This window comes from Psychrobacter sp. MF31 (assembly GCF_012847335.1).
Lineage (GTDB): Bacteria > Pseudomonadota > Gammaproteobacteria > Pseudomonadales > Moraxellaceae > Psychrobacter.
The window spans coordinates 182427-208895 of record NZ_JABBDX010000002.1 but is presented as its reverse complement, the minus strand read 5'-3'; the positions used below and the strand labels follow the sequence as shown (position 1 = coordinate 208895).

Here is a 26469-nt window from a genome sequence, read left to right as displayed (position 1 = left end):
AAGATTAAATGAGCTGAATTCCCGTGACACCGGGCGGGGTCACTTTAAAAATCGTGACTTTAAAGAGCACCGACTGACCTGCAAGCGGATGATTAAAATCAACCTCAATACCGTCTTCATCAATAGCCGTAATCACGCCGGGCAAGGTGTTTTTACCTTTGTCTTCAAATTCAATCATCATGCCAACTTCAGGATTTGTTGCAACCAAAGCAAATTGCGCTGGGCTAAAATGCTGAATGTTATCCGGATTCCACTCGCCAAACGCTTGCTCGGAGGTCAACAGCGCCGTTCGCGTGTCGCCTGCTCGAAGGTTATTGAGCACCTGCTCAAATCCAGGCAGCAAGCTGTCATCCCCGATAGTCAGGCTGACAGGATCAGGACGCGGATAGGTGGAGTCGATCACCGTGCCATTTTCAAGCGCTACTTCAAAATGCAGCAGCACTTGACTGCCGTGCTCAATTCGAGTGTCTTCATTTGGCGTGGTAAAGTCAGTTGGGATCATATCAATGCCATTTAAAAAATAAAAATTTGCAAGACGGGTAAAAGTGATTTTCGCTTATCACTGACCATGATAAGCCAATTGCGCGAAGCTGTAAGCGCCAATCGGTTAAAAACATGTAACAAAACTTCGCGCAATCGGTGTATCATAGCCTGATTTTTGTCAGCAGTTTTAAATGTAGTGAGCTGATCACTAAGATTGAAGGCGTTATCATGTCGCAGATTAGGATGAACAAACAACAAGGCGTGATCGTCCGCTTTGATGATCATAAAGGTTTTGGCTTTATTAAAGTTCAAGATCAAGGTCGTGATGATGAGCTGTTTTTTCATATCAGTGAGTATTTGCCGCCACGCCGACCTAAAGTTGGTGATGAGGTGGTGTTTGGTAGCAAACGCGATAACCAAGGTCGCCTGCAAGCTTGTGAGATTCAAGAGCTTGGCTTTGTTCAAGAAAAAATAGCCCAAAAAAATGCCCAAATCCGCCGCCGAAACCAGCAAAAAAGTCAGCAAGCGGAGTTTGAAGCGGGTCAAAAAAAGCGGCTGTTTTTAGGGGCGGCGTTTTATGGGGTTTTGGTATTACTTGCAGCGACCACAAAGCTGTCTTGGCTTTTTGTGGGATGGTATTTGGTTTTGGGGGTCATCACTTATTTGAGTTACGCCAAAGACAAAGCCGCAGCGCAGCAAGGGGAATGGCGAACGCCTGAGTCAACGCTGCATGTCTTAAGCGCGCTTGGGGGCTGGGTTGGCGCGATGGTGGCGCAAACTTATTTGCGCCATAAATCGCAAAAGGCAGAGTTTCGCTTGGTTTATTATTTTACCGTCGTGGTAAATTTAGCATTATTGCTTGCTGTACTAACGCTGGGCGAGGGCAAACTAAGCGGTCTGTTATCGCTTTAGTCAAACCGCAGTAAGCCTCAAAGTTACTCTGACACGATATTCGCTAAAATAGCTTGATAAAGCGCTGCATCTGAGCTTGAAAAACAGCAAAATATCACCTTGTTTACTGAAATGTCTTGTTCTTGCTCAATACTATTTTTTAAAAACTTTTGAACGGTATCAACGGCAATGCGTGCCGCTTTGTCTTTTGGAAAGCCATAAACGCCGGTGCTAATGGCGGAAAATGCAATACTTTGCAAATTGTTTTGGGCAGCAAGCTCAAGCGAGCGCCGATAGCAGCTTGCCAATAGTTCAGGCTCGTTTTGGTTGCCGCCGTGCCAAACGGGACCTACGGTATGAATGACAAAGCGGCTTGGCAAATTAAAGGCAGGGCTAATTTTGGCATCGCCCGTTTTGCAGCCGTTTAGCGTTCGGCAATACTCGACCAATTGTCGACCAGCAGCGCGGTGAATTGCCCCATCCACGCCGCCGCCACCAAGCAAGCTTGAATTGGCAGCGTTGACAATGGCATCAACGTGAAGTTTGGTGATGTCGGCTTGGATCACGGCAAGGGCGACATGATGCTCATTTCCCAAGTCATCTTTTAGCGTTAAGCTGATTTCAAAATCGTCTGTTCTTGTCATCATCAAACTCCTTTTGCCGATCAATTTTTTAGATTAATTCCCCACCTTACGCTTATTTTCTAAAAATAACATGTCAATCACGATAAGCGCCACACCAAAGCAAATACCCATATCAGCAACGTTAAATACGGGATAATGCCAAACATCATAATAATGAACGTGAATAAAATCAATGACATGACCATGAAGTAAGCGGTCGATGAGGTTACCAACCGCGCCGCCAAGCATCATCGCAAGTCCTAGTGATAACAATCGTGCCTGCTTTGGGACTCTTGGCAAATAAGCGCTTAAAAATAGTGCCATTAAGAGCGCAAGCCCTGCAAAAAACCACTTTTGCCAGCCGCCGGCGTCCGCCAAAAAGCTAAACGCCGCGCCGTAGTTATACGCAAGCGTCCAGTTAAGCACCGGCTCAATCACTGCAACCGGCTCATGAAAGGTAAGCTTAGTTTGGGCAAGCCATTTGGTGGCTTGGTCGATGATGAGCACCAGCAACGCCACGCCATACCACGTTAATGCCCCGCGACCATTTGCCACCAGCTTTGAGGATCTAGCAAGCCGACTTTTTGGCGTGGTTGAGCTTCCTGTGGTCACATGAGCAGGGGCTAAGGTTTCAGTCCTGCTGACCTGCGCGACCGATTTAGTTTCAACATCATTAGCTTTTACAACGTCGTCCGTTTTTACCAAATCATCCTTGGTCGGTCGCGGCGAATTTGGAGGGCTGGAGTTAGGCATAATGGCGCTCCTCACCTGATCCGGCCACGTTGGTGACGCAGCGGGCGCAAAGCTGAGGATGGCTTGGATCTGCGCCAATGTCCTCGCGGATATGCCAGCAGCGAACGCATTTTTCACCTTGAGCGGCCGTGATGTCAACGATTAAGTCATTGTCCTCATCGCTTGATTTTTCCGCTTCTAAATTGCTTTCGCTCAAGGGTTTTAACGCCGCGCCACTGGTGATAAGCACAAAGCGCAGCTCTTCGCCCAATTTTGCAAGGCTATCGAACATTTGACCGTCCGCAAACAGGGTGGCATTTGCTGAAAGGTTGGCGTTAATCAGTTTATTTTCACGCGCCGTTTCAATGTGTTTATTGACCAATTCTTTAGCCCGCAGGATAAATTGCCAATCGTCACTGCTAATCTCATTCAACTGAAACTCGGGGAACTCGTACCACTCTTGGGTAAACACGTAGCCGTCCGTGCCTTTGAGCACTTCCCAAGCTTCTTGAGCGGTAAAAGTCAAAATCGGCGCAATCCAGCGAATCATCGCTTGAGCGATATGATAAATTGCCGTTTGTGCCGAGCGGCGTGGGTTGCCATCGGTTTGGGTGGTGTACTGACGGTCTTTGATGATGTCCAAATAAAAGCCGCCCAAATCCTGCGAGCAAAACGCGGTAACTTGCTGGGTGACTTGGTGAAAGTCCATCGCGTCATAAGCGGCAACGATATCTTGTTGAACATCGCTTGCACGCTTTAAGATAAACTTGTCAAGGCTGATGAGCTTATCCATCGGAACGCTGTCAGTACTGGGGTCAAAGTCATCGGTATTGGCAAGTAAAAAGCGCAAGGTGTTGCGGATTCGGCGATACATGTCAATCGCGCCTTTAAACGCTGATTTGCCGGCGCTCATCTCATAGCGGTAGTCGCTTGAGGCGATCCAAAGTCTGAGCATATCCGCGCCAGTTTTGTTAATTTCATCTTGCGGGGTGATGATATTGCCAAGTGATTTACTCATTTTGCGACCGTTTTCATCGACCACAAAGCCATGGGTCAGCACTTGTTTAAATGGGGGTCGCTCGTACATGGCTTCTGAGGTTAACAGCGAGGTTTGAAACCAGCCGCGATGTTGGTCGGAGCCTTCTAAATACATATCGGCAGGATTGGTCAGCTCATCACGCTGTTCAAGAACGGCAAAATGGGTCGTCCCTGAGTCAAACCAAACGTCTAGCGTATCAGTAGCTTTGTCATAATTCGCTGCTTCCGCGCCCAAAAAGTCTTCACAACTGGCATCAAACCAAGCTTCAACGCCGCCTGCCTCAATTTTTTTCGCGGCAATTTCCATGAGTTCCAGCGTTTTTGGGTGCAACTCGCCGGTGTCTTTATGAGTGAAAAAGGTAATGGGAACGCCCCAAGTTCGCTGGCGTGAAATACACCAATCAGGGCGACCGCTCATCATCGCCTCAATTCGGTTTTGACCCCAAGCTGGCGTCCAAGTGACTTTTGGAATGTCACCCAGTGCGCGCTCACGAAGCCCTTTGGCTTCCATACTGATAAACCACTGCGGCGTTGCCCGAAAGATAATCGGCGATTTGTGACGCCAGCAGTGCGGGTAGCTGTGCTCGATACTCGTGTGGCTTAATAAATGACCGCTGTCATTAAGCGCTGCAATGATTTTTGGATTGGCTTTATAAATGTGCTCGCCTGCAAACACGGCAGCCGATTCTAAATAAACGCCGCTGCCGCTGACTGGATTTTCAACCGGTAAGTTGTATTTTAGCCCAACCAAATAGTCGTCTAAACCATGACCGGGCGCAGTATGAACCAATCCCGTTCCGCTATCAGTGGTCACGTGATCGCCTAAAATCAGCGGAACTTGACGCTCGTTAATAAGTGGATGCTGAGCTTTGAGCCCTTCAAGGTCACGACCGGAAACGGTAGCTTTTATGCCTTGGTTGGTAAGTTTGAGTGCGGTTAATGCGGCATCAACCAAGTCAGTTGCTAATAGTAAATGACCTTTTTCGGTAGCAACGATACTATAATCGTGCTCCGGATGCACTGAAATGGCTTGGTTCGCAGGAAGTGTCCAAGGCGTTGTTGTCCAAATCACTGCTTGAATATCATCCGCACCATTGAACGCTTTGATATTTTTTGCGTCAACAATATCAAAGCCCACATAAATGGCATCCGATACTTTATCTTGATATTCAACTTCGGCTTCGGCTAAGGCTGAACCACAATCTAAGCACCAGTTGACCGGCTTCATTCCGCGAGTGACGTGACCGTTGTCATAGATTTTAGCCAAGGCGCGAACGATGTTGGCCTCTTGGCTAAAATTCATCGTCAAATATGGATTGTCCCAATCACCAAAGACGCCTAAGCGCTTAAAGTCCGCCATTTGTAGCGCCACTTGGCTTTTGGCATACTCGCGGCAAAGTCCGCGAAACTCGGTTGCGGAGACTTTTTGACCGACTTTGCCAACTTTGGCTTCCACTTTTTGCTCAATCGGCAATCCGTGACAATCCCAACCGGGGACGTAAGGCGCATCAAATCCTGACAGCGTTTTTGATTTGACAATAATGTCTTTGAGCACCTTGTTGACCGCGTGACCTAAGTGAATTTGACCGTTGGCGTATGGAGGACCATCATGCAAAATGTATTTTGGCGCGCCGATTCGTGCCTGCCGGATTTTGCCGTAAACGTCGTCCGCCTCCCAAGCTTTGAGCCAATCCGGCTCGCGCTGAGCCAAATTTGCGCGCATTGGGAACGCGGTATCAGCTAAGTTTAAGGTGTCTTTATAGTCGATGACGGTCGGATGTTGAGCGTTTTGGTCAGTCATAAAAGCAGTTCTTTAAGTTAAGTGAAAAATAGGGGTGCAAACAAGCGCTAGAAAAAATAACAGTCATTAGGTCAATAGAAGCATCGACCAAAATGTGAGGCGCGGCGCGATTGATCCTCAAAGCGCCTAAGTAAAAATTATCATATCGCGGCATATTATATGTCAAATTGCTTGGGGTAAAAAGAGTTACGGTAGTTTAGTCGCGCAATCAGTGGCGCAAAAAACATCCGCTTTTATCAAAACCTGATTTTAAAACGCTTAACATCACGCCATTATTATGGTAACTTATTTTAAACTATTTTTAATGATAGCGTCTTTTTGGTTATCAATGCTCGCTTTGAGCGCGTATTTTTCCTGTATGATGTCGCCAGTCGTCAATCTCAAGCTTTGGGATAGCGTCGCTCGCCTTTATAAAGCATTAGCGATTGCATTAAGCCTATTTACAACTTCCTAGTTAAGCCTTTATTTGCTGAATTAGCAAATTTTTAATACCTTTTTACCACTTTTTAAAGTTATCACCTTTTAAATTTACCACTTTTTAAAATAATCAGCAGGATTACCTGCTTAATTTATCATGCCAATCTTTTAAGAATTTCTATTTTTATTAAGTTTAAGTTAATTTTTAGAATTTCAACAGGTTAGCTACCATTTTGCAAGGAGCAAATTATGAAAGTCGGAATCCCAAAAGAAGTTAAAAATAATGAAAATCGCGTCGGTCTGACCCCTGATGGCGTCAGTGCCTTGGTTGATAACGGTCATACGGTGTTGGTTGAAAAAGATGCCGGAATGGGATCGCAGTTCACCGATGACGACTATAAAAACGCGGGCGCGACCATTGTCAATAGCGCGGCGGAAGCTTGGGATGTCGAGTTGCTCATCAAAGTCAAAGAGCCGCAAAGCGCGGAATATCAATATTTAAAAGAAGATTTGGTCTTGTTTACTTATCTGCACTTGGCGGCTGAGCCTGAGCTTGCCAAAGTGTTGGTAAAAAATAAGGTTTCGGGAATCGCTTATGAAACGGTTCAATTGAGCAATGGCGCGTTGCCGCTATTGACCCCAATGAGTGAGATTGCAGGTCGAATGAGTACCCAAATTGGCGCTCAATATTTGCAGTCGTTTTATGGCGGCAAAGGTATTTTATTAGGCGGCGTTCCGGGCGTTCAAAAGGGTAAAGTGACCATCATTGGCGGTGGCGTTTCTGGAACGGAAGCCGCCAAAATTGCCATTGGACTTCGTGCGGATGTGACCATTTTGGACTTAAGCTCGCAGCGCTTAAAAGAGCTGTCAGAAATGTTTGGTAGCAGCATTCAAACGCTCATGTCCACCAAAGAAAACATCGCCAAAAGCGTCAAAGACAGCGATTTGGTCATCGGCGCGGTGTTGATTCCGGGCGCGGCAACGCCAAAGCTTGTGACTGAGGAGATGATCAAATCCATGCAGCCGGGTGGCGTCGTCATTGACATTGCCATCGACCAAGGCGGGCTTTTTGAAACGACCGATCGAATTACCACCCACGACGACGCAACTTACACCAAGCACGGCATCATCCATTATGCGGTCGCCAACATCCCAGGCGCGGTGCCAAGAACGTCAACCATGGCGCTGACCAACGTCACCATGCCTTACGTGATGGCGCTTGCCAATAAAGGCTTTAAGCAAGCTTGCCTTGACAATAGCGCGCTTGCCAAAGGCGTCAACACTGCAAAAGGTTTTGTCACTTATAAGGCTGTTGCTGATGAGCTTGGGTTAGAGTATCAAGAGTTAGCAAGCCTTTTAAGCTAATATTTGTTTTAAAAACGCTTTAAAATAAAAACCGATTGGCAATGCTCAATCGGTTTTTTAATGGCGAAACCTCATTTAAGATTAACCTAATGAGCTAAGCCAAAGTCGAAGTTTCAATGACCATTCCGGCTGAATTCCGGTTAAGCCTTGTTTCATTTTGCCATCTTTTAAAATGACAAACGATGGTGTCACCTGACCTTGCCAATCATCAAAAATATTGCCATTTTCATCGTTAATGGTAGTAAAGCGATAATTATGTTGTGATAAATAGCTGCCTAATTCTTGATTACTGCCAGATTTCACCGCAACGGTCACCACCGGATAGTTGCTCGATTGGCTCAATCTGTTGACCGCAGGGGAGGTGGTTTTACAAACGGGACACCACGTTCCCCAAAAATAGACCAAAACCGGTTGGTCTTGGCTTAAAGTTGCCAAATCAACGGTTTGACCTTGATAATCGGTTAGGCTAAGCTCCGGATTGGCAGGCATGACCGGCTGTCGCCAGCAATTGACCACGCTATAAATGACGATAAACATCACGCCATAAAGCAAGATGGTTTTAATCGCTGAAAATAGCTTTTGTTTTGGTGATTTGGTAAGGGGCAGAGCAGTTTCCGTCATAATATATTTTTTAATAACATTTAAAGTGAATCGCTAGTCTAACAAAAAACGGCTGAGCAGTTATCTGTTTGCAGCCGTTTTTAAAAAAGTCTTATTAAAATAAAGGTTTAGCTAACTGCGAGGGTTTGCGGCGCGGTCTTGCAGCGGATCACCCTCACGAACGCTTCCAGAATTGTCAAGGCGCTCGGCTTCGCTTAGTTTATTTGCCGGAACTTTTGATTTTTTCTTCCAGCGCAGGCTAAATAAATCATCGCGGCGATCAAGCAAATTATGAACTGAGCCTTCATGACGAACATGAAGCAGCTTATCTAAATCCAAATCAGAGAAAAACACCATTTCGGTGTTGGGCGTGGTTTCTGCCATGATGGAGTCGTGCGGGAATGCAAAATCGGACGGCGAAAAAATAGACGACTGAGCGTATTGAATGTCAAGGCTTTCAACTTGCGGTAAGTTACCGACCGAGCCGCAAATCATCACGTAGCACTCATTTTCAATGGCGCGGGCTTGGGCGCAGTGACGGACGCGCAAATAGCCATTTTGCGTGTCCGTCCAAAACGGCACAAACAAAATGTCCATGTCATCAAGTGCCATGAGGCGGGCAAGCTCAGGAAATTCAACATCATAGCAAATCAAAATGCCAACGCGACCGGCGTCGGTGTCAAAGACTTGGACTTTATCGCCGCCCTCAATCACCCAAGCGCTGCGCTCGTGCGGGGTGATGTGGATTTTGCGCTGCTCCTCAACCGTGCCATCACGGCGACAAAGATAGCTGACGTTATACAGCACGTCCTCCTCGTCAAGCAGCGGCATCGAGCCGGTAATCACGTTGACGTTATAGCTGACTGCTAAATGCGAGATTTCATTTTTAAACCATTCAGTATAGCTTGCTAAAAAGCGAATGGCGATATTTTGGTCGGTGGATTCACAAAGTCCCATGAGTGGCGCGTTAAAAAACTCTGGCAGGCAAGCAAAGTCGGAATTGTAATCTGCCATGATATCGACAAAAAACTCAACTTGCTGAAGCAATTCTTCTGGCGATTCCACCTCACGCATTTGCCATTGAATGCCGCCGATGCGAACTTCAGATTTGCGAGCATTGGGCTTATAATCTTGCGGCTCGTAATAAATATTTGACCATTCAAGTAAGGTGGCAAAGCCTTTTGATTGCGCATCGTCAGGCAAATAGCCGGTCAAAATCCGTTTGACAATAAAACCGTTGGACAATTGAAACGACAGTGCATTGTCATGAATTTCGCGCGACTCAACCGCATCAATGTACTCACCAGGGGTTAAATCTTGATGGTTGTAATAATTAGGGATTCGACCACCCGCTAAAATTGCCCGAAAGTTCATCTGCCGGCAAAGCTCTTTACGAGCATCATAAAGGCGGCGACCCAAGCGATAACCGCGATAATCGGGATCAATCAGCGCATCCAAGCCATAAATGGCATCGCCTTTAGGGTTATCCTTGATGATCTCGCGGTGACCAATCAAATCATCATAGGTATGGGGGTTGGAAAATTTGGCATAATCCACGCGCATCGACAGCACAAAACCAATCATTTGGTCATGGTCAAACAGCGCAATTTGACCCTCAGGAAAGGCATCAATGAGCGTATGAATGGTCGTTTTTGACCACGCGCCGCCCAAATTGGCATAAACGCGATCCATCAATACTTTTAATTGCGGGTAGTCTTTTTTCTTAATTTCAGCAATCGTTAAATGAAAATCATCGATCTTATCGTTCTTACTCATATCAATCCTATTCAAAGGTTAGCTTGCGGTTTTGGCACTAAAAAATGGTATCAAAACTCATAAAAAAATCTTAAAAAATTTATCGCTTTAATGCTATGCTATAGTTAATTTTAAGCAAAATTTGTCACGATCGATGCTTTTGTTAAAGCTAAGTTAAAAGTTAAAGCCACGTTAAAAGTCTTTTGAAATCTTGGCAGGCTCGATTATGTTTTGACAGATTTACGCTTCTGCTATTTGCTGCCATAAGATAGCGTCACAGGTTACGCTTATCTTTTCAACTTGCGATCATTTTTTAATGCTTATCATAGCAAGCCAACGTCGTGATATCAGCGTAAGAGAAGTAACCAATTGCTATGATTTTGTGAGATTATCTTGAGCTTCTCCTTTTTATTTACTGAGCCTTTATACCTCCATTAGCGGTGGTGTCTTTGTGACCGTGCCATCAAACTTGGATTTTCTTGGCGATGCCAAAATTTTTGCTTAACTATCAATAAAATGGATGATAAAGGTTTATTATGATGTCCCTTGACCAAATTGAACCGCTGGCAGATGATGCGCTGATCCAAGTGGTGTATGCCAGCACGTTGAGCCTTAAGGGGCGTTTTGATTCAAAAATCTTTGATGATATTGCCCATCATGCGTATCGCTACAATCAGCAGCAAGGCATTACGGGCATTTTATGCTATGGCAATGGCGAGTTTTTGCAGTGTATTGAAGGTAAAAAAGCGCAGATTTTGGCGCTTTTGCAGCGCATTTCGCAAGATCCGCGACATAAGCAGCTAACTATCTTATTAGCTCAGCCGATCAGCCATCAGCGCTTTAAAGATTGGCGAATGCGGATGCTGTTTTTGGAGCGCTGGCTTTGGTCGGATGCCACCAAGGCACAAGCGCAAAATTTAGCGCCCTTTTTACCGTTTGCGCCGCAAGGGTGGTCAAGCGCGCGGACTCAGCAGTTTTTAGCCGTCATTCAAGCGTTTGATCATCCGCCGCACATCAAAGCGGCGGGCATCACTTACAATGCCCTTGGCAATATGGTTCGCTATGTCACCGCCCCGCATCAAGCCTTTTTATTGGTTCAAGGTATTTTGCTTTTGCTCGTGATTTTGGCGTTAGGATCATTGCTTTGGTGGTAACATTTCAAACTCGCTAGGCAATAAAAAATGACGCTCTAAGACGTCATTTTTTTTATTTTTTAGGGCTTAATTTTTGTTAACCCTCATTTTTATTAACCATTATTTTTTATTAACTATCACTCCAAATCAAAAATCTTGCCGCGGTTCATGATGTTGTTGGGGTCAAAAACGCGCTTGATGGCTTTGAGATAATCAATTTCAGTTTCAGTTTTGCTAAATTGCAAATAGGGCTTTTTGGTCATGCCAACGCCATGTTCTGCCGATACCGAGCCGCCATATTTTTGAACGGTTTCAAAGACAAACTGGTTAACGATTTGGCATTCAGTAAAAAATTCGTCTTTGCTAATAGTTTCAGGCTTTAAGATGTTCAAGTGCAAATTGCCATCACCAATATGACCAAACCAGCACACCTCAAAGCTTGGGTACTTGTCTTGAACGATAGTTTCAATGTCGTGAATAAAGCTTGGAACGTGGCTGATTAATACCGAAACGTCATTTTTATAGGGCGTAAAAACCGAAATGGTCTCGGAAATAAACTCACGAAGCTTCCAAAGCTCCGCCGCTTGAGTCATATTTTGGCTCATAACGCCGTCGACAATCCAGCCGTTTTCCATGCAGTCCTCAAAAATCGCCATCGCCTCATCCATGATCGGCTCATAAGGCGCTTCAAATTCAAGCAAGGTATAAAATCGCGGTTTGGATTCAAACGGCTCTTGAACGTGACCCGTTGCCATGAGTTTGTCAACGGCAACATCATCAAAAAACTCAAAGGCGGTTAAGTCAACTTTGGCTTGAAAGGCGGCCAAAACATTCATCACATCATCAAAGCTGTCCATGCCAAGCACCATAACACTGAGCGCTTTTGGTGGTCGCTCAAGCTTGATTTGCGCGTGGGTCACAAGCCCAAGCGTGCCTTCACTGCCGATAAACAATTGGCGTAAGTCATAGCCTGTGGCATTTTTAATCATGCCGCGATTTAATTCCAAAATATCGCCGCGACCGGTCACCACTGTCAGCCCCATGACCCATTGCCGCGTCATGCCGTAGCGGATGACCTTAATGCCGCCGGCGTTGGTGCCGATATTGCCGCCCATTTGGCTTGACCCTGCTGAGGCAAAATCGACCGGATAATATAAATCTTGGCTTTGGGCAAACTGCTGAAGCTGCTCGGTAATCACCCCTGCTTCAATCTCCACCAAGCGGTCTGCCGGATAAAATTTGCCAATTTTATTCATTTTATCAAGGCTGACCACGATTTCACCATTAGCAGCAACGGCGCCTGCTGACAGTCCTGTTCGACCGCCGCTTGGCGTGAGAACGATATTGTGAGCATTAGCAAGTTTTACCACCGCTTGAACTTGCTCGGTCGATTTTGGAAACACGATTGCTGAGGCGTTTGGCGAAAAATGCTTCGTCCAGTCTTTGCCCCAGTGCAGCAAGCTTTCGCTGTCGGTTTTGATTTGGCTGGCATCAAAGCCGCAATCTTCAAGCAAAGCATTGAGCAAGGTGGCAGTCGGGGTTGATTGCAAAGTTTCCAAAGTCGGTTGGGGCGTGGTCAATTCAGTCATAATCGTCTCAAGGCAGCATCGTTTTGGGCAATGGGAGGTGAACAACAACGGGTTAAAATAAAACGGGTCAAAATAAAATCATAAAGCAAGCTTTCAAGAATAATATAGTGTATCGTGATTTTAAGGGAGCGGCTAGTTGATAAATTTTGAAGAACTTTTATTTTTTAAGCAAATTCAAATAACTACTGCCGCCCTGAATTTTTTTCATGATGAGATTAAAAAATAGTAACTATTTATTTAAATAAATAGTAAAACAACACTTGGCAATTTGTGTAAGATAAGAAGCTTGCTGATTCATTCACCAAAGTCAAAGGATAGGTTTTCCATGGCGCTCTCCCTGCAAAAAGACAAAATCCGATTTTTACTTCTCGAAGGTGTTCACGACAACGCGGTTAAAGTGTTGACTCAAGGGGGCTATCATAATATCGAAAGCTTAAGTCAAGCACTTGATACTGATGAGCTGATTGAAAAAATTAAAGACGCGCACTTTATTGGCATTCGCTCGCGAACGCAGTTGACCCGTGAGGTGCTTGAGCAAGCGCCCAAATTGATCGGCATTGGCTGCTTTTGTATTGGCACCAACCAAGTGGACTTAAATGCCGCTCGTGAGCTTGGTATTCCGGTCTTTAACGCGCCGTATTCAAATACGCGCTCGGTTGCCGAATTGGTACTTGCCGAAGCCATCATGCTGTATCGCGGTATCCCTGCCAAAAGCGCTGCCGTTCATCGCGGAGGTTGGGGCAAGTCCGCAAAAGACTCGCATGAGGTTCGCGGCAAAACTATCGGGATTGTTGGCTATGGCTCCATCGGCTCGCAGTTGTCGGTCTTAGCTGAAAGTTTTGGCATGAATGTCATTTATCATGACGTGGTCACCAAATTGCCGATTGGTAATGCAAGCCAAGTTGGCAGCCTTGATGAGCTGCTTGAAAACGCCGACATTGTCACCTTGCATGTTCCTGATGAGCCAAGCACGCGCTATATGATGAAAGCTGAGCAGTTTGATAAGATGAAAGACGGCAGCTATTTTATTAACGCCGCTCGCGGAACTTGCGTAGATATTGATGATTTAGCCGCCGCGATTGAATCGGGCAAAATCTTGGGCGCCGCCATTGACGTGTTCCCAAAAGAGCCAAAATCTGCTGATGAAGAGTTTGAGTCGCCGCTGCGCAAATTTGACAACGTGATTTTGACCCCGCACATTGGCGGCTCCACCCAAGAAGCTCAGGCTAATATCGGTTTAGAAGTCGCCGAAAAATTCGTCCGCTATTCGGATCAAGGTGATACCATCACTGCGGTCAACTTCCCGAACGTTTCCATCCCGTTTAAAGAAGGCACGCACCGATTGCTTCACATTCACAAAAACGTCCCCGGCGTCCTGTCACAAGTGAACCGCCTGTTTGCCGAAGCTCACATCAACATTATAGCCCAAAGCCTCATGACCGAAGGCGATATCGGCTATTTGGTGATGGATGTGGATTATAGCGATTCAAAAGCGGCGCTTGATATGCTCAATGATGTGGCGGAAACCGTTCGAGTTCGCGTCTTGTTTTAACTTAAATTTCAGCGTTAAAAGCAGCAGCGTTAGTGATAACTCTGCTGTTTTTTTTGGCTTTTATTTTGATAACAACACTAACAGTTTTCAACAAACCATAACATTTAATTAATAATAAAGCGTGATTGATAAGATAATATAAACATCGCTAGGGAAAAGTGCGTTACCTCCTATCAACCCCAACAACAATAAAAATCCTTGTTATAGGAATTTCCATGAAACTTACACTCAATCGAAAAATAGCCGCGTCTGCTTTGGTAGGCAGCGCCATGTTATTAAGCGCCGTACCAAGCCTTGCTGCCGATACCACCTATCAGTTATCCAGTCATATTTTGGACATCAGCACCGGAAAGCCTGCGCCAGATGTCAACGTTCGCTTGATGCAGCAGCAATCAAACGGCAGCTGGAAGCTGATTGACAGCAAAAAAACCGGAAATGACGGTCGAATTCCTGATTTTTTACCCAATGAGGGCAGCTCAGGTCACAATGGCGTTTATAAGCTGATTTTTGAAACTACGCCCTATTTTTACAATCAAGGCGTAAAATCATTTTATCCTTATGTTGAGGTCAACTTTAACATTGAAGGCACTCAGCATTATCACGTTCCAATTACCTTATCGCCTTATGGCTACAGCACTTATCGCGGTAGCTAATAAGTTGCTGATAATAAAACACAATTTAAAAAGTCAAAAAAAGAGGCAGATTTTGCCTCTTTTTTTATTAGTGCTAACTAAAATTGGCGGTAACTGAAACTTTTGCTAACTAAAATTAGTGCTAACTGGATTAAGCTTTAGCTTGCTTTGATTTTTTGGATTTAGTTTGAGCGTTTTCTTGCTGCTGCTTTGCTTCAACTTTAGCCGCGCGGCGCTTTTCGATGACCTCAACGACATTGCCGCCGATATGTTCCTCACCGCGCTTTGCGGCAAGATTGATTTGGTGTTCACGTTCCCGAAAGCGCGCTTTTTGTTCTTCAGTCGCTTTATCGATGCAATGCGGGCACGACTCCCCTTTGACATAAGCGGCAGAGGTCATATCCTCAAGCGTAATCGGCATCCGGCAAGCAAAGCACTGCTCATAATCGCCTTTTTCTAAATCGTGATTGACCGCAACACGATTGTCAAACACAAAGCAGTCACCTTCCCAAAGCGACTCCTCTTTTGGCACCTCTTCCAAATACTTTAAAATGCCACCCTCTAAATGATAAACCTCTTCAAAACCTTGCTCGCGCATAAACGCGGTCGATTTTTCGCAGCGAATGCCGCCGGTGCAAAACATCGCCACTTTTTTATGCTGATTTGGGTCAAGGTTTTGCGCAACAAACTCTGGAAACTCGCGAAAGGTCTTGGTGTTTGGGTTCACCGCATTTTTAAAGGTGCCGATTTGAACTTCGTAATCATTTCGCGTATCGACAAGGATAACGTTAGGATCAGAGATTAGCGCATTCCAATCGCTAGGCTTAACATAGCGTCCAACCGATTGCAGCGGGTCGATGCCTTCAACGCCCATGGTGACGATTTCTTTTTTTAGCTTCACTTTGGTTCGATAAAACGGCTGCTCGTGGGTGTAAGATTCTTTAAAAACGAACTCGCCAATCGCCGGAATTTGTCGTAAAAACGCAAGCACTGCATCAATACCTTGGCGGCTTCCTGAAATCGTACCGTTAATGCCTTCCGCTGCGATTAATAGCGTGCCTTTAACGTTGTTATCAAGCATAGTGTTTAAAATCGGCTCGCGGTAGTTTTCAAAATCGGCAAACGGGGTAAATTTATAAAGGGCAGCTACCACAATATTGTTGGTAGTAGCATCATAAGGGGCGTGGCTCATGCTATCTCCTGCGGGCTAGGGCGTAATCCTAGAGCAATGATAAATAAAAGAAAAATCGGCAAATTATGCTAATTGCGCGGTAAGTTTACCAAAATTTATAAAATTTTTGAATCAAAATAAAAATCCCAACGTATGAGCTGGGATTTTAAATGGTCAAGCTTCTTAAGGCTTATTTGCTTTGGAACCAGCGATCCGCTTGGTTGCGAGCGCTTGCGATATCAGAGTTCGATAAGTTCAATGCCAACTGACCGATTTTGCCGCGAGCTTTGCTGCGAACTTTTTCATCAAGCATGCCATCGCGGGCAGCCAAATCATACCATTTATAAGCGTCAACGAGGTTTTTTTGTTTTTCATCGAGCAGCGCTAAGGTGTAGCTTGCGCGATTGTCGCCGCGCATGGCGGCTTTTTCTAGCCATTTGCGGGCTTGCTGAAGGTTGGGCTGGACGCCTTCACCGCGAAGGTACATGATGCCAAGGTTTAACTGAGCAGGAGCGACGCCTTGTTCCGCCGCGCGAGTATACCACTGGACGGCTTGCTGAGTGTTTTTAGCCACGCCTTGACCTTTTTGTAGGCGCTTGGCGAGATAAAACTGAGCGTGATCGTTGCCTTGGGCAGCATGTGAGGACAGCTCGCTGACGTTCATCATCTCATAGCGTGAGGTATCAAGTGGGATATTGGCAACCAAGTCGGCATTGGCAAGGCTTGCCGTGGTCAATACAGCAGTGAATAAGGCGGCTTTTAAAAATTTCATACCAGCTCCAAATCAGATAAAAATATAACCATGACGTTGAATTGACCGATGCCGTTATTAGCGTTAAAACTTTGGACTGATTAACCTTTTGTAACCAAAATTCCTTACGCTAACGCAACAGATAGGCGGTTGTAATTAAGGGGTCATTGACAATATTTTGTAAGCTTACCACCCAAACTTACGAAACTCAAATACTAATTACGCAAATTTACGCCAAAATTTGCCAAAGAGAAGCTAACAAAATCATAATGTTACATTGCAGTAAGGTTTAATAAAGCTAAATTGGAAAAGAGAAGTTACAAAATCCTTAATATTATTGTGACTTTCATGAAGATTTGGTCACCCGATAAATGGCAACATCCGCCAATAGGTTAGGGGCTTGGCGAATAAGCAGCGTTCGAAGCGCGCTTGAATGACGAGTGGAGTCGCTAACGGCAAATCGGCTTAAGATTTGGATATTGTGATTGGCACAAAGCGCTTCAAAATCTTTAAATGTGCAAAGATGAATGTTGGGCGTGTCGTACCATTCATAAGGCAATGCTTCTGATACCGGCATCAAGCCTTTAATGCCCAAATGCAGCCGATTTTGCCAATGCGCAAAGTTTGGGAAAGTAATGATCGCCTCGCGACCGACCCGAAGCATATCAAGGAGCAATTTATCGGGCGTCATCACCGCTTGCAGGGCGCGCGCCATAATCACCGTATCAAAGCTGTTGTCTTCAAATCGGGCAAGACCGTCGTTTAAGTCTTGCTCGATGATGGAGAGCCCATTGGCAATGGCTTCGTTGATTTTATCAGGGTCGATTTCAAGTCCGTAGCCGGTCACACCAAATTTTGATTGCAAGTGCGCTAGCAGCTCGCCATTGCCGCAGCCCAAATCTAATACGTTCGATTTTGGGGCGATCCAGCGCTCAGCCAATTGGTGATCCATTCTCATAGCGGCGCTCCGGCAGGTTTTGTCGATTGATTGGGTTGAAAAGTTGGCGCATCATGGATAAACGGCGCGCTCAAAAAGCCTTTAATCGCGGTCATATAACGCGGAATGTCAAATAAAAATGAGTCGTGACCGTGCGGCGCATCGATGTTTAAATAGCTGACTGGCTTTTTGGTTGCCATTAACGCATTAACGATTTCTTGTGAGCGTTCAGGGGCAAAGCGCCAATCGGTGGTGAAGGACATCACCAAATATTGGCATTTTGATACCGATAACGCTTTGGCAAGGGCATCTTTACCGTCAAAATCGCGGGCAGGGTCAAAGTAATCGAGCGCTTTGGTCATTAATAAATAGGTGTTGGCGTCAAAGTTTTCGCTAAAGCGCTCGCCTTGATAGCGAAGGTAGCTTTCCACCTGAAACTCAACGTCGTAGCCGTACATAAATTTGCCCGATTTTAAATCCCGACCAAACTTGGTCATCATCGCATCTTCGGTTAAATACGTGATGTGACCGACCATCCTTGCTAAAATCAAGCCGCGACGAGGGTAGGTTCCTGCCTGCAAATACCTGCCATGATTAAAGTCAGGGTCGGATAAAATCGACTGCCGAGCCACCTCATTAAAGGCGATATTTTGCGCGGACAGTTTGGGGGTGCTGGCAATCACCACGCACCGCTTGAGCCGTTCTGGGTAATCGACCGACCATTGCAGCGCTTGCATGCCGCCCATTGAGCCGCCAACGATGGCATGCCAAACCTCAATCCCCAAATAATCGGACAGCATGGCTTGGGTTTTGACCCAATCTTTAATCGTCACGAGCGGAAAATCAGGACCATAAGGGATGGCGGCTTCGCCGTTACTTTGGCTTTCAGGATTGAGAGTCGTAGGTCCCGTTGAGCCAAAGCAGCTGCCAATATTATTCACGCAAACCACAAAAAAGCGGTTGGTATCAATGGCTTTGTTGGGACCGATCATATTGTCCCACCAGCCCGCTTTTTTGTCATCCACGCTGTGATAGCCTGCCGCATGATGACTTCCGGACAACGCATGACAAATTAAAATGGCGTTACTTTTATCGCGGTTAAGCTGACCGTAAGTTTCATAAACCAAGTCAAATGACGGCAAAATCCGGTTGCAAACCAAGGTCAAGGGCGCCTTAGAATGAAATACTTTTGGCGCGACAATACCCACAGAGCCTTCAGTGGTGGAATACGCTTTGGCTTGTAAATAGTTGGCTTTGCCTGATTGAGCTGTCATGGGCAGTTGATCGGCGTTTAAATGATGGTCGTTATTCATTGTCATCATGTCCGCGCGCTCATCTTGAGATACCGTTTTATCAAAGGGAGCGTCAGAAGAGATTGGGCGTGTGTTCAAAATAACCTCACAAAAGCGTGCGCATAAACCAGACTGGAAAAAAAGAATCAAAATCGACGTATCAAACGGCGACTCTATTGTAGGGCGATGGGGAGCTGAGCACAACCACCCACAAAAAAATCGCTGAAAAAGCGCATTTTGATTACGCGTTGGCACTATTATAATTGCGCCAAAGTGCTACACTAAATGCTTTTATTTATCCGTTTAATCAAGGTTTTTTGCCCCCTATGAAGCCTGCCTTACCGCCAAAGATTGCTGTGATCCTTGTCAATTTAGGAACACCCGACGAGCCAACCGCTCCTGCCGTTCGCCGCTATTTGCGCCAGTTTTTATCCGACCCTCGGGTGATTGAGATTCCGCAGTTTGTTTGGGCAATTATTTTAAATTTATTCGTGCTCCCAAGTCGCCCCAAGCGCGTGGCGGAAGCTTATGCCAGCATTTGGGATGGCGACTCGCCCATGCGCAATATTTTAAATGAGCAGGTAAAATTGCTTGAGCCAAAACTTGCAAGCGTTGCTGCGCCGTTTCGCGTGTCGGTTCACGCGGCGATGAGTTACGGTAATCCTGCTGTTCCTGCGGTAATGGATAAGCTTCGCGCTGAAGGCGTTGACCATTTTGTGGTGTTGCCCTTATTTCCGCAATATTCGGCAACGTCATCGGGAGCGGCGTTTGATGCGGTGAATAAATGGGCATTGGCTCAGCGCAATATTCCCAATTTAACGATTGTGAAAGATTACTTTGCCCATCCGTTATATATTAAAGCTTTAGCTGACAGCATTCGCCGCTTTCAAGCCAAGCATGGCAAACCTGAAAAGTTGATGTTCAGCTTTCATGGTATCCCGCAGCCGTATGCCGAAAAGGGCGATCCGTATCCAAAGCGCTGTCGCTGTACGGCGGCGCAAGTGGCACGTGAGCTTGGTCTTGGTGAGGATGAGTGGATCATCAGCTTTCAGTCGCGATTTGGCAAACAAGAATGGGTAAAGCCTTATACTGATGTGGTGCTCGATGACTGGGCAAAATCAGGCGTAGCATCCGTTCAAGTGGTCAGCCCCGCGTTTTCAGCCGATTGCTTAGAGACCCTAGAGGAATTGGCAATTGAAAACCGCGATAACTTTATTAACGCAGGCGGCAAAGACTATCATTATATTCCCGCACTCAATATTGATGACGCGCACATTGATTTGATGGCAGCCCTTGCAGCGCCTTTGGTTCAAGGTTGGGCGGGGACGCTTACGGGTTGGGAATAGGGATTATTTTCTATTCTATTTAAAGGTTAAATTTGAGGTCAGTATGAATTCAAGCGAGCCATCTCAGCCGTCTATGATTAACTTACAAAAACAGCCAACCCCGCAAATTACGCCACCTGCCATCCCGCCAACGGATGAGTACGGCTCAATTTTGCCAAGGCTGCTTGCCACCCCAAGGCGCTGTGATGCCAGTGCTGGCGTGATGTGGATGGTTCAAGCGGTGAATCTGTTTCAGCGCCAGCCGCTATTGTGGTTGGCAATGGGGGCGACACTACTTATTATTCTGGGCGTTTTGGCGTCAATTCCCTTTTTAAATGTCTTGATGGTCATGGTCGTTTTTGTCTTTAGCGGCGGTATCATTCAAGGCGCTGCCGCGCAGTCGCGAGGCGATGAGCTGCGTTTTGACCATTTGTTTTCAGGGTTCAAATCCCATCTAAAGCCGTTATTGATGCTTGGGCTTTGGTATTTGGTCGGGACGATTGTTTGTATGATTCCCATGTTTGTTGCGATGGGAAGTATGATGTTTGCGTTATTTAACAGTGACTATGGCACGGTCGGAAGCCTATCGATCAGTGCGGTGATCTTTGGTTATTTGATAAGTATGCTGCTGTTTATCCCTTTGACCATGGCGATTTGGTTTGCGCCTGCGCTGATTGTGCTTCATGATGTTGATGCGGTCACGGCAATGAAAAAAAGCTTTGAAGGCAGCAAACAAAACCTGATGCCGATGTTTGTTTTTGGCTTGGTTTGCTTATTGCTCGTTCCCGTTGTTGTCTTTTTCACTTTAGGGCTTGGAATCTTTGTCATTTTGCCTATTTTACTGCTGATCTATTTTACCAGCTACCGCGACGTTTGGACGGATCAGCCGTTAAATGCGCATTAATCCCGCTGTTAGCATCGGCGATCAGTGATGAATAACGAGGGCAATCCTGATAACGATTGCAAACCGCTTGAGCAAGGCTGGAATAAGCAGCCAAGCGGTTTGATCCTTCCTGATACGGATACGCCCTCCGCCCTTAAAAAGCTGCATCAGCACCGCATCCATCGGCACAATTCCATCCGCTTTTGGCTTGATTTTTTGCGCGATAATGTCTCACTTATTGTGCTCATTCCGACTTTTTTTGGTGCCAGTTGGCAAATTATTGCGCTGGCTCGGCTAAATTTATCTTATATTCGGTTTTTTTCGGTCAGCCAAGTTCCGGTCGATGGCGCGCTGCTGATTTTTATTGCCCTGCTTGGGTTTGTATTTTATAAAATTTACTTGCGTTTTACCGGTTCGGATTTGGCAACGATCAAAAAGCGCGCCAAGGCGTTTGCAAACGATTATGACCAAAGTTTAAAGCGTTATTTTTTTCGCGCCTTGATCAAATTTACTTTGCTACTGATCGCCATTATTGCGCTGATTGTGTTAAGTATTGACTATTTATCTAATCAAAGCCCTGTGTTGATTATTTTGACCTTAATCGCCGGATTTATCGTTTTGGTCAATAAAGCGCTGATATTCATCATCAAATCGGGCTATTTAATCGATTCCTCACAACGTTTAAAGACTCGCGGTCAATCTCAAAGCGGTCACTTATTTTTAGACGCCTATTTGATATTTTTGGCACTCTCAGGGCTGATATTTATTTTTGGACTCATCACTTATTTAAATGATCGCTTGTTGATCCCTTACAATCTTAAAAATGTCGAACAAATTCAAAGCGTCGTTCATGAAGATTATGGCAGCGAGCGCTTTCAAATCAAATATCTAAACGACAATTATATTTTCATTCAGCTTTGCGGCAGTAAGCCTTGTCACGACGGCAATGATATTGTCATTTATAAAACGGCTGATATTTTATTTGCAAAAAAAAAGCACAACTAACTAAATAGTGTGCTCTTAGAACTTTAATAAAAAAACTATAAATCATCATTAAAACTGTTTTTTGCAGCATCTCTATCAGCAATATCAACGATATCAGGATAATCGGCGTCATCAAGATTTTCTTCTACCAATAGCTCATCAATTCTTGATTCGTCAATATTTTGCCGATAAATGGGCGTTTCCCCTTGAATGGTTTCTGAGCTGCCAACGCGTGAGTTGCTAAATTCTTGGTCATCGCTAATGAGCGGCTCATCGTCGATGGTTTGAAGCATCGGGTCATTTAAATCGACCATTTGATCATCTTCGCCTTCTAAATAATCCATCTCATCGGGAAGGGGCAGTTTTGAGTTGTCAGCTGAGCTTTCCATCATAGTATCCTTATTATTTTTTATTGGTTGTTATTTGCTTTGAATCTTATGCTTTGGAGGTTAGTTTGCCGCAAATCGCTTTTGCTCAATAGTAGTAAGCTGTGACAGCATGTTCAAAATGTGTAATAAAAAACGGCAACTCATAAGATTACCGTTTTTTTTGTTGATCATTGCTTAAGGCAGTTTTATTTAGCGCCAACTTTGGTATTGATCCAGCGCATGATGGGGTCAGGGGAGACTTGCGATAGCTTTTGCAAGACTTTAGCAGGCATGCCAACCGGATAGTGGGTCGCGTGGATTTTGTTATTGGGTTTGCTCACCAAGCTATAAAGCGTTTTGGCAACGTCATCAACCGTTAAATTAATTCCTAATCGGTCGATACTGGTAACCTTGATATCTTTGGTCAAATCGGACTTGACCCAAAGCGGCATCACATCAATCACTTTAACGCCCAAATCGGCAAATTCGATGTTTAAGCCTTCAGTTAAGCCGCGGACAAAAAACTTACTTGCTGAATACGGGGCGATTTCTGATTGACCATAAATGGCAGAAGCTGAGGATAAGTTAATGATTTTACCGTTATCACTTTTTGCCAAATGCGGCGCAAGCTTATAGCAGCCAATCAGAACGCCTTTACAGTTGATATCAATAAGGGCAAGCTGCTTTTTAAGGTCAGTTTCCGGTAAAGTTCCGCTGACAATCACGCCCGCGTTATTGATCAGCACATCAATGCTGCCAAAGCTTTTTTGCATCTGCGCAATGGCGTCATCCCAATCACTCTCAACGGTCACATCCAAATGACCTTTAATGACTTGATTGTCCTCAAGCGCTTTTTTAAAGGCTTTATCATTGATCGCGCGATCAAGCTCATTATCATCAATATCAAATAAGCCCACGCTCATGCCTTTGGCGATCAAGCGTTTTGCTGTGGCAAGTCCAATCCCGCGCGATGCTCCTGTGATTAATACGTTCATATTGTCATCCTTTATTATGAATTTAATAAGCCTTCAAACCGCTTTTACCGTTACTGCAACTACTTTTTAAACAGCAAGCTAAATACCCATTGTCGATCAATGCGCCTCATCCCAATTGCTTCCGGTGTCGGTTTCAACCAAAAGAGGAACGGCAAAATCGATATCCCAGCCCATGTTTTTGGCAGTCACCGACAGCACATTTTCCATCGCATTTTTAATCAAGCTGCCAATCTCGTCCGCGCGGTCGGCATCAACCTCAAAGACCAGTTCATCATGGACTTGAAGCAGCATTTTGGCGTGCTGTTTTGGTAATACCGCATCAACGGCAATCATGGCAAGCTTGATAATATCGGCAGCTGAGCCTTGAAGCGGGGCGTTAATGGCGGCGCGTTCGGCAGCTTGCTTAACCATTCGGTTGCTGTTATTGATGTCAGGGGTGAATAGTTTGCGACCTAAAATGGTCTCAACAAAGCCATGATTAACGGCGCTATCGCGGGTGCTGACCATGTAGCGCTTGACGTTTGGGTAGCGATCAAAGTAGCGGTCGATATACTCTTGCGCCTCGCTGCGACCCATTTGCAATTGTTTGGCAAGCCCAAACGCGCTCATACCATAAAGCAAGCCAAAGTTAATGGCTTTGGCGTTTCGCCGCTCAGTGGCGCTAACTTCCGAAACGCTTTTGCCTAAAACTTCTGCCGCCGTTGCCGTATGAATATCCAAGCCTTCGTTAAAGGCGCGGGTAAGTGTCGCGTCTTTTGAAAAATGCGCCATCAGCCGAAGCTCAATTTGCGAATAGTCCGCGGCTAAAATAACGCGATTTTTAGGGGCGATAAAGGCTTGGCGGATTAAGCGCCCCGTTTCAGTTCGGATCGGAATATTTTGTAAATTCGGCTCGGTTGAGGACAAGCGCCCCGTACTGGTCAAGGCTTGATGGTAGCTGGTGTGAACGCGGTCGGTGTCCACATCGGCAACATTATCAAGCGCATCAGTATAGGTGCTTTTGAGCTTGGCAAGGCTTCGGTATTCAAGAACGATATCAACCAATGGATGGTCAATTTTGGAAAGCACCGCTTCACTGGTTGAATACTGACCTGATTTGGTCTTTTTACCGCCAGCAATACCAAGCTTATCAAATAAAATCTCACCAAGCTGCTTGGGTGAGCCTAAGTTAAATTCTTGGTCGGCAACTATAAAAGCGCGTTTTTCAAGCTCGATAATTTCTTCATCAAAGCGCTTGGACAGCTCTTTTAAAAACGGTCGCTTAATTAAAATGCCGTTGGCTTCCATTTGGCATAAAATCTGCGCGATGGGGATTTCAAGCTTATGTAACAGCTTAGCGTTGTTCTCATCAAGCTTTTGCCGGAACAACTCAAACAGCTGATAGGTAATGTCGGCATCTTCGCAAGCATAATCACGAGCAATATCAATGGCAACCTGATCAAAGCTGACCTGTTTTGCGCCTTTGCCAGCGACATCTTCAAAGGTGATGGTTTGCGTTTGCAGATAATGTCGCGCCAAGTCGTCCATGCCGTGACGGGTGACGGCGGCGTTAAGCACGTAGCTTGCTAGCATGGTATCCATCGCCCAATTGTTTGGTTGGCTGTGAACATCGCCAATCAAATCAATACCATAACGGCTTAAAATATGAGCGTCATATTTTAAATGCTGACCGATTTTACCGATATTTGGATTTTCCAAAATGGGCTTAAGTGCAGCAAGGGTTTCAGTTAAATCAAGTTGCTGAGTAACTTTGTCATCATTTTCTAAGCTATGGGTAAGCGGAATATAAAACGCCTTGTGCGCCTCAAAAGCAATCGCAATACCGACCAATTCCGCCTTTTGCCAATTGATGCTTGTCGTTTCAGTATCAATCACAAAATGCGGCTGAGTTTCAAGGTTGGCAATGAGTTCATTAAGAGCAGCTTTATCTAACACCAATTGCCAAGACTTATCGTGGGTTTTGCTGTTTTTAATATTACTAATCGTCGTTTGTTGCAACGATTTGACGATTTGCGCTTGCGATTCAGCATCCGCTTGGCTGTCCGCAACCGATCTTGCACCATTTGCCGGATGGTTTGGGTGATCAAGCGACGCCAATTCGTTTTTAAATTCAAGGGTGGTATAAAGCGCTCGCAGCTCATCACTATGGGCGCAAGGGTCGGTATTGATTTTTAAATCGCGCCAATCTTGACCAATGTTTAAATCGGTAATAATGGTGGCAAGCTTGGCATTCAGCGGGATATCTTCGGCAAATTCAACCAAATTTTTGCCGGCGCGACCTTTGATATCAGCGACATTGGCTAAAATATTGGGGATATTGCCGTATTTATTGAGCAAGTCTTTGGCGGTTTTTTGACCAATTCCGGGGACGCCTTTGATCCCGTCGGACGAGTCGCCCATGAGCGTTAAAAAGTCAATCATTTGCTCAGGGCGAATGCCAAATTTAGCCACCACGCCGTCGCTATCGGTGATTTTATTGCTAAAGCTGTCCTCCAAAATCACGCAGTCATTCACCAATTGCGCCATATCCTTATCACCGGTTGAAATCACCACGTGATGACCTTCTGCAACGGCGCGGTGGGCAAGCGTTCCGATGATGTCGTCAGCTTCCGCGCCTTCAATTCGCAACAATGGAATGCCAAGCGCGCTGATTAAATGATGCAAATAAGGGATTTGCTCGGCAAGCTCTGGCGGCATCGGTGGTCGCGCAGCTTTATAGTCGCTAGATAACTGATGGCGAAACGTTGGCGCTCGCGTATCAAACGCCACCGCCATATGCGTTGGGTGATAGCGGCGCATAAGTTTTAGTAGCGCGTTAAGCGTTCCGCGAATGGCGTTGGTGTTCAGCCCTTTGGTGGTGGTCATCTTGGGCAGGGCATGAAAGTTGCGAAACAAATAATACGAGCCATCCACCAAAATAAACGGCGGCGCATCTTTGTTCACGCCGCCCGTGTCCATGGTAGCGACATTGGTCATGGTCGCAAAGTTTGGCAAGCTATTTGGGTCCAGCGGCGCGTGTGAATTGTGGTCGTTTTCGGTCATAAAAGTCACATATCAGCAATCATATAGTCAGTTATTATAGCGCGAATTGGTCAGGTTGCCGAATGGCGACAAGTTACGATGTGTGAGCTAAAAAAAGAACCTAAACGTCA

General features: G+C 45.6%; 22 protein-coding genes. 8 read left to right on the top strand and 14 right to left on the bottom strand.

Annotation, left to right across the window (positions count from 1 at the left end; all coding sequences use genetic code 11):
• Positions 1 to 4 precede the first annotated feature (4 nt).
• A complete protein-coding gene (gene fkpB / locus HF322_RS04105; protein ID WP_169392136.1) occupies positions 5 to 502 on the bottom strand; it encodes an FKBP-type peptidyl-prolyl cis-trans isomerase in 498 nt (165 codons plus the stop codon).
• Between the two features lie 209 nt (positions 503 to 711).
• On the opposite strand from fkpB, the gene HF322_RS04100 reads away from it, so the two are divergent.
• The gene (locus tag HF322_RS04100; protein ID WP_169392135.1) at positions 712 to 1395 is read left to right on the top strand and encodes a cold shock and DUF1294 domain-containing protein; all 684 of its coding nucleotides are present in this window, start codon (positions 712 to 714) and stop codon (positions 1393 to 1395) included.
• A gap of 23 nt (positions 1396 to 1418) precedes the next feature.
• Here the strand turns inward: HF322_RS04100 and HF322_RS04095 are convergent, their stop codons facing one another.
• From HF322_RS04095 to ileS, 3 genes are read right to left on the bottom strand one after another with little or no spacing between them, the layout of a single operon-like run.
• Positions 1419 to 2018: an O-acetyl-ADP-ribose deacetylase gene (locus HF322_RS04095; RefSeq protein ID WP_169392134.1), complete on the bottom strand. Its 600-nt coding sequence runs from the start codon at positions 2016 to 2018 to the stop codon at positions 1419 to 1421.
• 33 nt (positions 2019 to 2051) lie between these two features.
• On the bottom strand, positions 2052 to 2750 hold the full coding sequence (gene lspA / locus HF322_RS04090) for a signal peptidase II (RefSeq protein ID WP_169392133.1): 699 nt from the start codon (positions 2748 to 2750) through the stop codon (positions 2052 to 2054).
• Positions 2743 to 5568, bottom strand: coding sequence for an isoleucine--tRNA ligase (gene ileS, locus HF322_RS04085; RefSeq protein ID WP_169392132.1), 2826 nt, complete (start codon positions 5566 to 5568; stop codon positions 2743 to 2745). Before ileS ends, lspA begins: the two co-directional genes overlap by 8 nt.
• Before the next feature lie 666 nt (positions 5569 to 6234).
• On the opposite strand from ileS, the gene ald reads away from it, so the two are divergent.
• Positions 6235 to 7350 carry an alanine dehydrogenase gene (gene ald, locus HF322_RS04080; RefSeq protein ID WP_169392131.1) on the top strand — a complete coding sequence of 372 codons (1116 nt, stop codon included), beginning with the start codon at positions 6235 to 6237 and terminating at the stop codon, positions 7348 to 7350.
• A gap of 81 nt (positions 7351 to 7431) precedes the next feature.
• Here ald and HF322_RS04075 read toward each other — a convergent pair whose 3' ends face one another.
• Both HF322_RS04075 and HF322_RS04070 read right to left on the bottom strand, forming a co-directional pair.
• On the bottom strand, positions 7432 to 7971 hold the full coding sequence (locus HF322_RS04075; RefSeq protein ID WP_169392130.1) for a protein disulfide oxidoreductase: 540 nt from the start codon (positions 7969 to 7971) through the stop codon (positions 7432 to 7434).
• A gap of 111 nt (positions 7972 to 8082) precedes the next feature.
• A complete protein-coding gene (locus HF322_RS04070) occupies positions 8083 to 9726 on the bottom strand; it encodes a carbon-nitrogen hydrolase family protein (protein ID WP_169392129.1) in 1644 nt (547 codons plus the stop codon).
• Between the two features lie 518 nt (positions 9727 to 10244).
• Between HF322_RS04070 and HF322_RS04065 the strand changes: the two genes are divergently transcribed.
• Positions 10245 to 10859 (top strand): BLUF domain-containing protein, encoded by a 615-nt coding sequence (locus HF322_RS04065; RefSeq protein WP_223193159.1) that lies wholly within the window; start codon positions 10245 to 10247, stop codon positions 10857 to 10859.
• A 116-nt stretch (positions 10860 to 10975) separates the two neighbouring features.
• On the opposite strand, the gene HF322_RS04060 is transcribed toward HF322_RS04065, so the two are convergent.
• Positions 10976 to 12427: an FAD-binding oxidoreductase gene (locus HF322_RS04060; RefSeq protein WP_169392127.1), complete on the bottom strand. Its 1452-nt coding sequence runs from the start codon at positions 12425 to 12427 to the stop codon at positions 10976 to 10978.
• A gap of 325 nt (positions 12428 to 12752) precedes the next feature.
• On the opposite strand from HF322_RS04060, the gene serA reads away from it, so the two are divergent.
• Together serA and uraH are read left to right on the top strand one after the other, a co-directional pair.
• Positions 12753 to 13979: a phosphoglycerate dehydrogenase gene (gene serA, locus HF322_RS04055; RefSeq protein ID WP_169392126.1), complete on the top strand. Its 1227-nt coding sequence runs from the start codon at positions 12753 to 12755 to the stop codon at positions 13977 to 13979.
• Between the two features lie 215 nt (positions 13980 to 14194).
• Entirely contained in the window at positions 14195 to 14632 is a 438-nt protein-coding gene (uraH, locus tag HF322_RS04050; RefSeq protein ID WP_223193158.1) for a hydroxyisourate hydrolase, read from the top strand.
• Between the two features lie 130 nt (positions 14633 to 14762).
• On the opposite strand, the gene HF322_RS04045 is transcribed toward uraH, so the two are convergent.
• The 4 genes from HF322_RS04045 to HF322_RS04030 form a co-directional block, all read right to left on the bottom strand.
• Positions 14763 to 15803, bottom strand: a complete 1041-nt coding sequence (locus HF322_RS04045; protein WP_169392125.1) for a rhodanese-related sulfurtransferase — start codon at positions 15801 to 15803, stop codon at positions 14763 to 14765.
• Positions 15804 to 15972: 169 nt separating this feature from the next.
• Positions 15973 to 16554 carry a tetratricopeptide repeat protein gene (locus tag HF322_RS04040; protein WP_169392124.1) on the bottom strand — a complete coding sequence of 194 codons (582 nt, stop codon included), beginning with the start codon at positions 16552 to 16554 and terminating at the stop codon, positions 15973 to 15975.
• A 325-nt stretch (positions 16555 to 16879) separates the two neighbouring features.
• Positions 16880 to 17491 (bottom strand): methionine biosynthesis protein MetW, encoded by a 612-nt coding sequence (metW, locus tag HF322_RS04035; protein ID WP_169392123.1) that lies wholly within the window; start codon positions 17489 to 17491, stop codon positions 16880 to 16882.
• Entirely contained in the window at positions 17488 to 18744 is a 1257-nt protein-coding gene (locus tag HF322_RS04030) for a homoserine O-acetyltransferase (RefSeq protein WP_169392299.1), read from the bottom strand. The genes metW and HF322_RS04030 overlap by 4 nt, the downstream gene beginning before the upstream one ends.
• Positions 18745 to 19088: 344 nt before the next feature.
• On the opposite strand from HF322_RS04030, the gene hemH reads away from it, so the two are divergent.
• From hemH to HF322_RS04015, 3 genes are read left to right on the top strand one after another with little or no spacing between them, the layout of a single operon-like run.
• Entirely contained in the window at positions 19089 to 20108 is a 1020-nt protein-coding gene (hemH, locus tag HF322_RS04025; protein ID WP_169392122.1) for a ferrochelatase, read from the top strand.
• 43 nt (positions 20109 to 20151) lie between these two features.
• On the top strand, positions 20152 to 20991 hold the full coding sequence (locus tag HF322_RS04020) for a BPSS1780 family membrane protein (RefSeq protein WP_169392121.1): 840 nt from the start codon (positions 20152 to 20154) through the stop codon (positions 20989 to 20991).
• A gap of 27 nt (positions 20992 to 21018) precedes the next feature.
• Complete coding sequence (locus tag HF322_RS04015) at positions 21019 to 21975, top strand: hypothetical protein (RefSeq protein WP_169392120.1); 957 nt, start codon at positions 21019 to 21021, stop codon at positions 21973 to 21975.
• A 35-nt stretch (positions 21976 to 22010) separates the two neighbouring features.
• Here HF322_RS04015 and HF322_RS04010 read toward each other — a convergent pair whose 3' ends face one another.
• From HF322_RS04010 to polA, 3 genes are all read right to left on the bottom strand, one after another.
• A complete protein-coding gene (locus tag HF322_RS04010) occupies positions 22011 to 22343 on the bottom strand; it encodes a hypothetical protein (RefSeq protein ID WP_169392119.1) in 333 nt (110 codons plus the stop codon).
• Between the two features lie 185 nt (positions 22344 to 22528).
• The gene (locus HF322_RS04005) at positions 22529 to 23317 is read right to left on the bottom strand and encodes an SDR family NAD(P)-dependent oxidoreductase (protein ID WP_169392118.1); all 789 of its coding nucleotides are present in this window, start codon (positions 23315 to 23317) and stop codon (positions 22529 to 22531) included.
• Between the two features lie 96 nt (positions 23318 to 23413).
• Positions 23414 to 26359, bottom strand: coding sequence for a DNA polymerase I (polA, locus tag HF322_RS04000; protein ID WP_169392117.1), 2946 nt, complete (start codon positions 26357 to 26359; stop codon positions 23414 to 23416).
• Between the last annotated feature and the right edge of the window lie 110 nt (positions 26360 to 26469).

Excerpts from the sequence above, each read along its gene's own strand:
- fkpB (WP_169392136.1), bottom strand. The coding sequence starts at position 502 with ATGATCCCAACTGACTTTACCACGCCAAATGAAGACACTCGAATTGAG.
- HF322_RS04100 (WP_169392135.1), top strand. The coding sequence starts at position 712 with ATGTCGCAGATTAGGATGAACAAACAACAAGGCGTGATCGTCCGCTTT.
- HF322_RS04095 (WP_169392134.1), bottom strand. The coding sequence starts at position 2,018 with ATGACAAGAACAGACGATTTTGAAATCAGCTTAACGCTAAAAGATGAC.
- lspA (WP_169392133.1), bottom strand. The coding sequence starts at position 2,750 with ATGCCTAACTCCAGCCCTCCAAATTCGCCGCGACCGACCAAGGATGAT.
- ileS (WP_169392132.1), bottom strand. The coding sequence starts at position 5,568 with ATGACTGACCAAAACGCTCAACATCCGACCGTCATCGACTATAAAGAC.
- ald (WP_169392131.1), top strand. The coding sequence starts at position 6,235 with ATGAAAGTCGGAATCCCAAAAGAAGTTAAAAATAATGAAAATCGCGTC.
- HF322_RS04075 (WP_169392130.1), bottom strand. The coding sequence starts at position 7,971 with ATGACGGAAACTGCTCTGCCCCTTACCAAATCACCAAAACAAAAGCTA.
- HF322_RS04070 (WP_169392129.1), bottom strand. The coding sequence starts at position 9,726 with ATGAGTAAGAACGATAAGATCGATGATTTTCATTTAACGATTGCTGAA.
- HF322_RS04065 (WP_223193159.1), top strand. The coding sequence starts at position 10,245 with ATGTCCCTTGACCAAATTGAACCGCTGGCAGATGATGCGCTGATCCAA.
- HF322_RS04060 (WP_169392127.1), bottom strand. The coding sequence starts at position 12,427 with ATGACTGAATTGACCACGCCCCAACCGACTTTGGAAACTTTGCAATCA.
- serA (WP_169392126.1), top strand. The coding sequence starts at position 12,753 with ATGGCGCTCTCCCTGCAAAAAGACAAAATCCGATTTTTACTTCTCGAA.
- uraH (WP_223193158.1), top strand. The coding sequence starts at position 14,195 with ATGAAACTTACACTCAATCGAAAAATAGCCGCGTCTGCTTTGGTAGGC.
- HF322_RS04045 (WP_169392125.1), bottom strand. The coding sequence starts at position 15,803 with ATGAGCCACGCCCCTTATGATGCTACTACCAACAATATTGTGGTAGCT.
- HF322_RS04040 (WP_169392124.1), bottom strand. The coding sequence starts at position 16,554 with ATGAAATTTTTAAAAGCCGCCTTATTCACTGCTGTATTGACCACGGCA.
- metW (WP_169392123.1), bottom strand. The coding sequence starts at position 17,491 with ATGAGAATGGATCACCAATTGGCTGAGCGCTGGATCGCCCCAAAATCG.
- HF322_RS04030 (WP_169392299.1), bottom strand. The coding sequence starts at position 18,744 with ATGACAGCTCAATCAGGCAAAGCCAACTATTTACAAGCCAAAGCGTAT.
- hemH (WP_169392122.1), top strand. The coding sequence starts at position 19,089 with ATGAAGCCTGCCTTACCGCCAAAGATTGCTGTGATCCTTGTCAATTTA.
- HF322_RS04020 (WP_169392121.1), top strand. The coding sequence starts at position 20,152 with ATGAATTCAAGCGAGCCATCTCAGCCGTCTATGATTAACTTACAAAAA.
- HF322_RS04015 (WP_169392120.1), top strand. The coding sequence starts at position 21,019 with ATGAATAACGAGGGCAATCCTGATAACGATTGCAAACCGCTTGAGCAA.
- HF322_RS04010 (WP_169392119.1), bottom strand. The coding sequence starts at position 22,343 with ATGGAAAGCTCAGCTGACAACTCAAAACTGCCCCTTCCCGATGAGATG.
- HF322_RS04005 (WP_169392118.1), bottom strand. The coding sequence starts at position 23,317 with ATGAACGTATTAATCACAGGAGCATCGCGCGGGATTGGACTTGCCACA.
- polA (WP_169392117.1), bottom strand. The coding sequence starts at position 26,359 with ATGACCGAAAACGACCACAATTCACACGCGCCGCTGGACCCAAATAGC.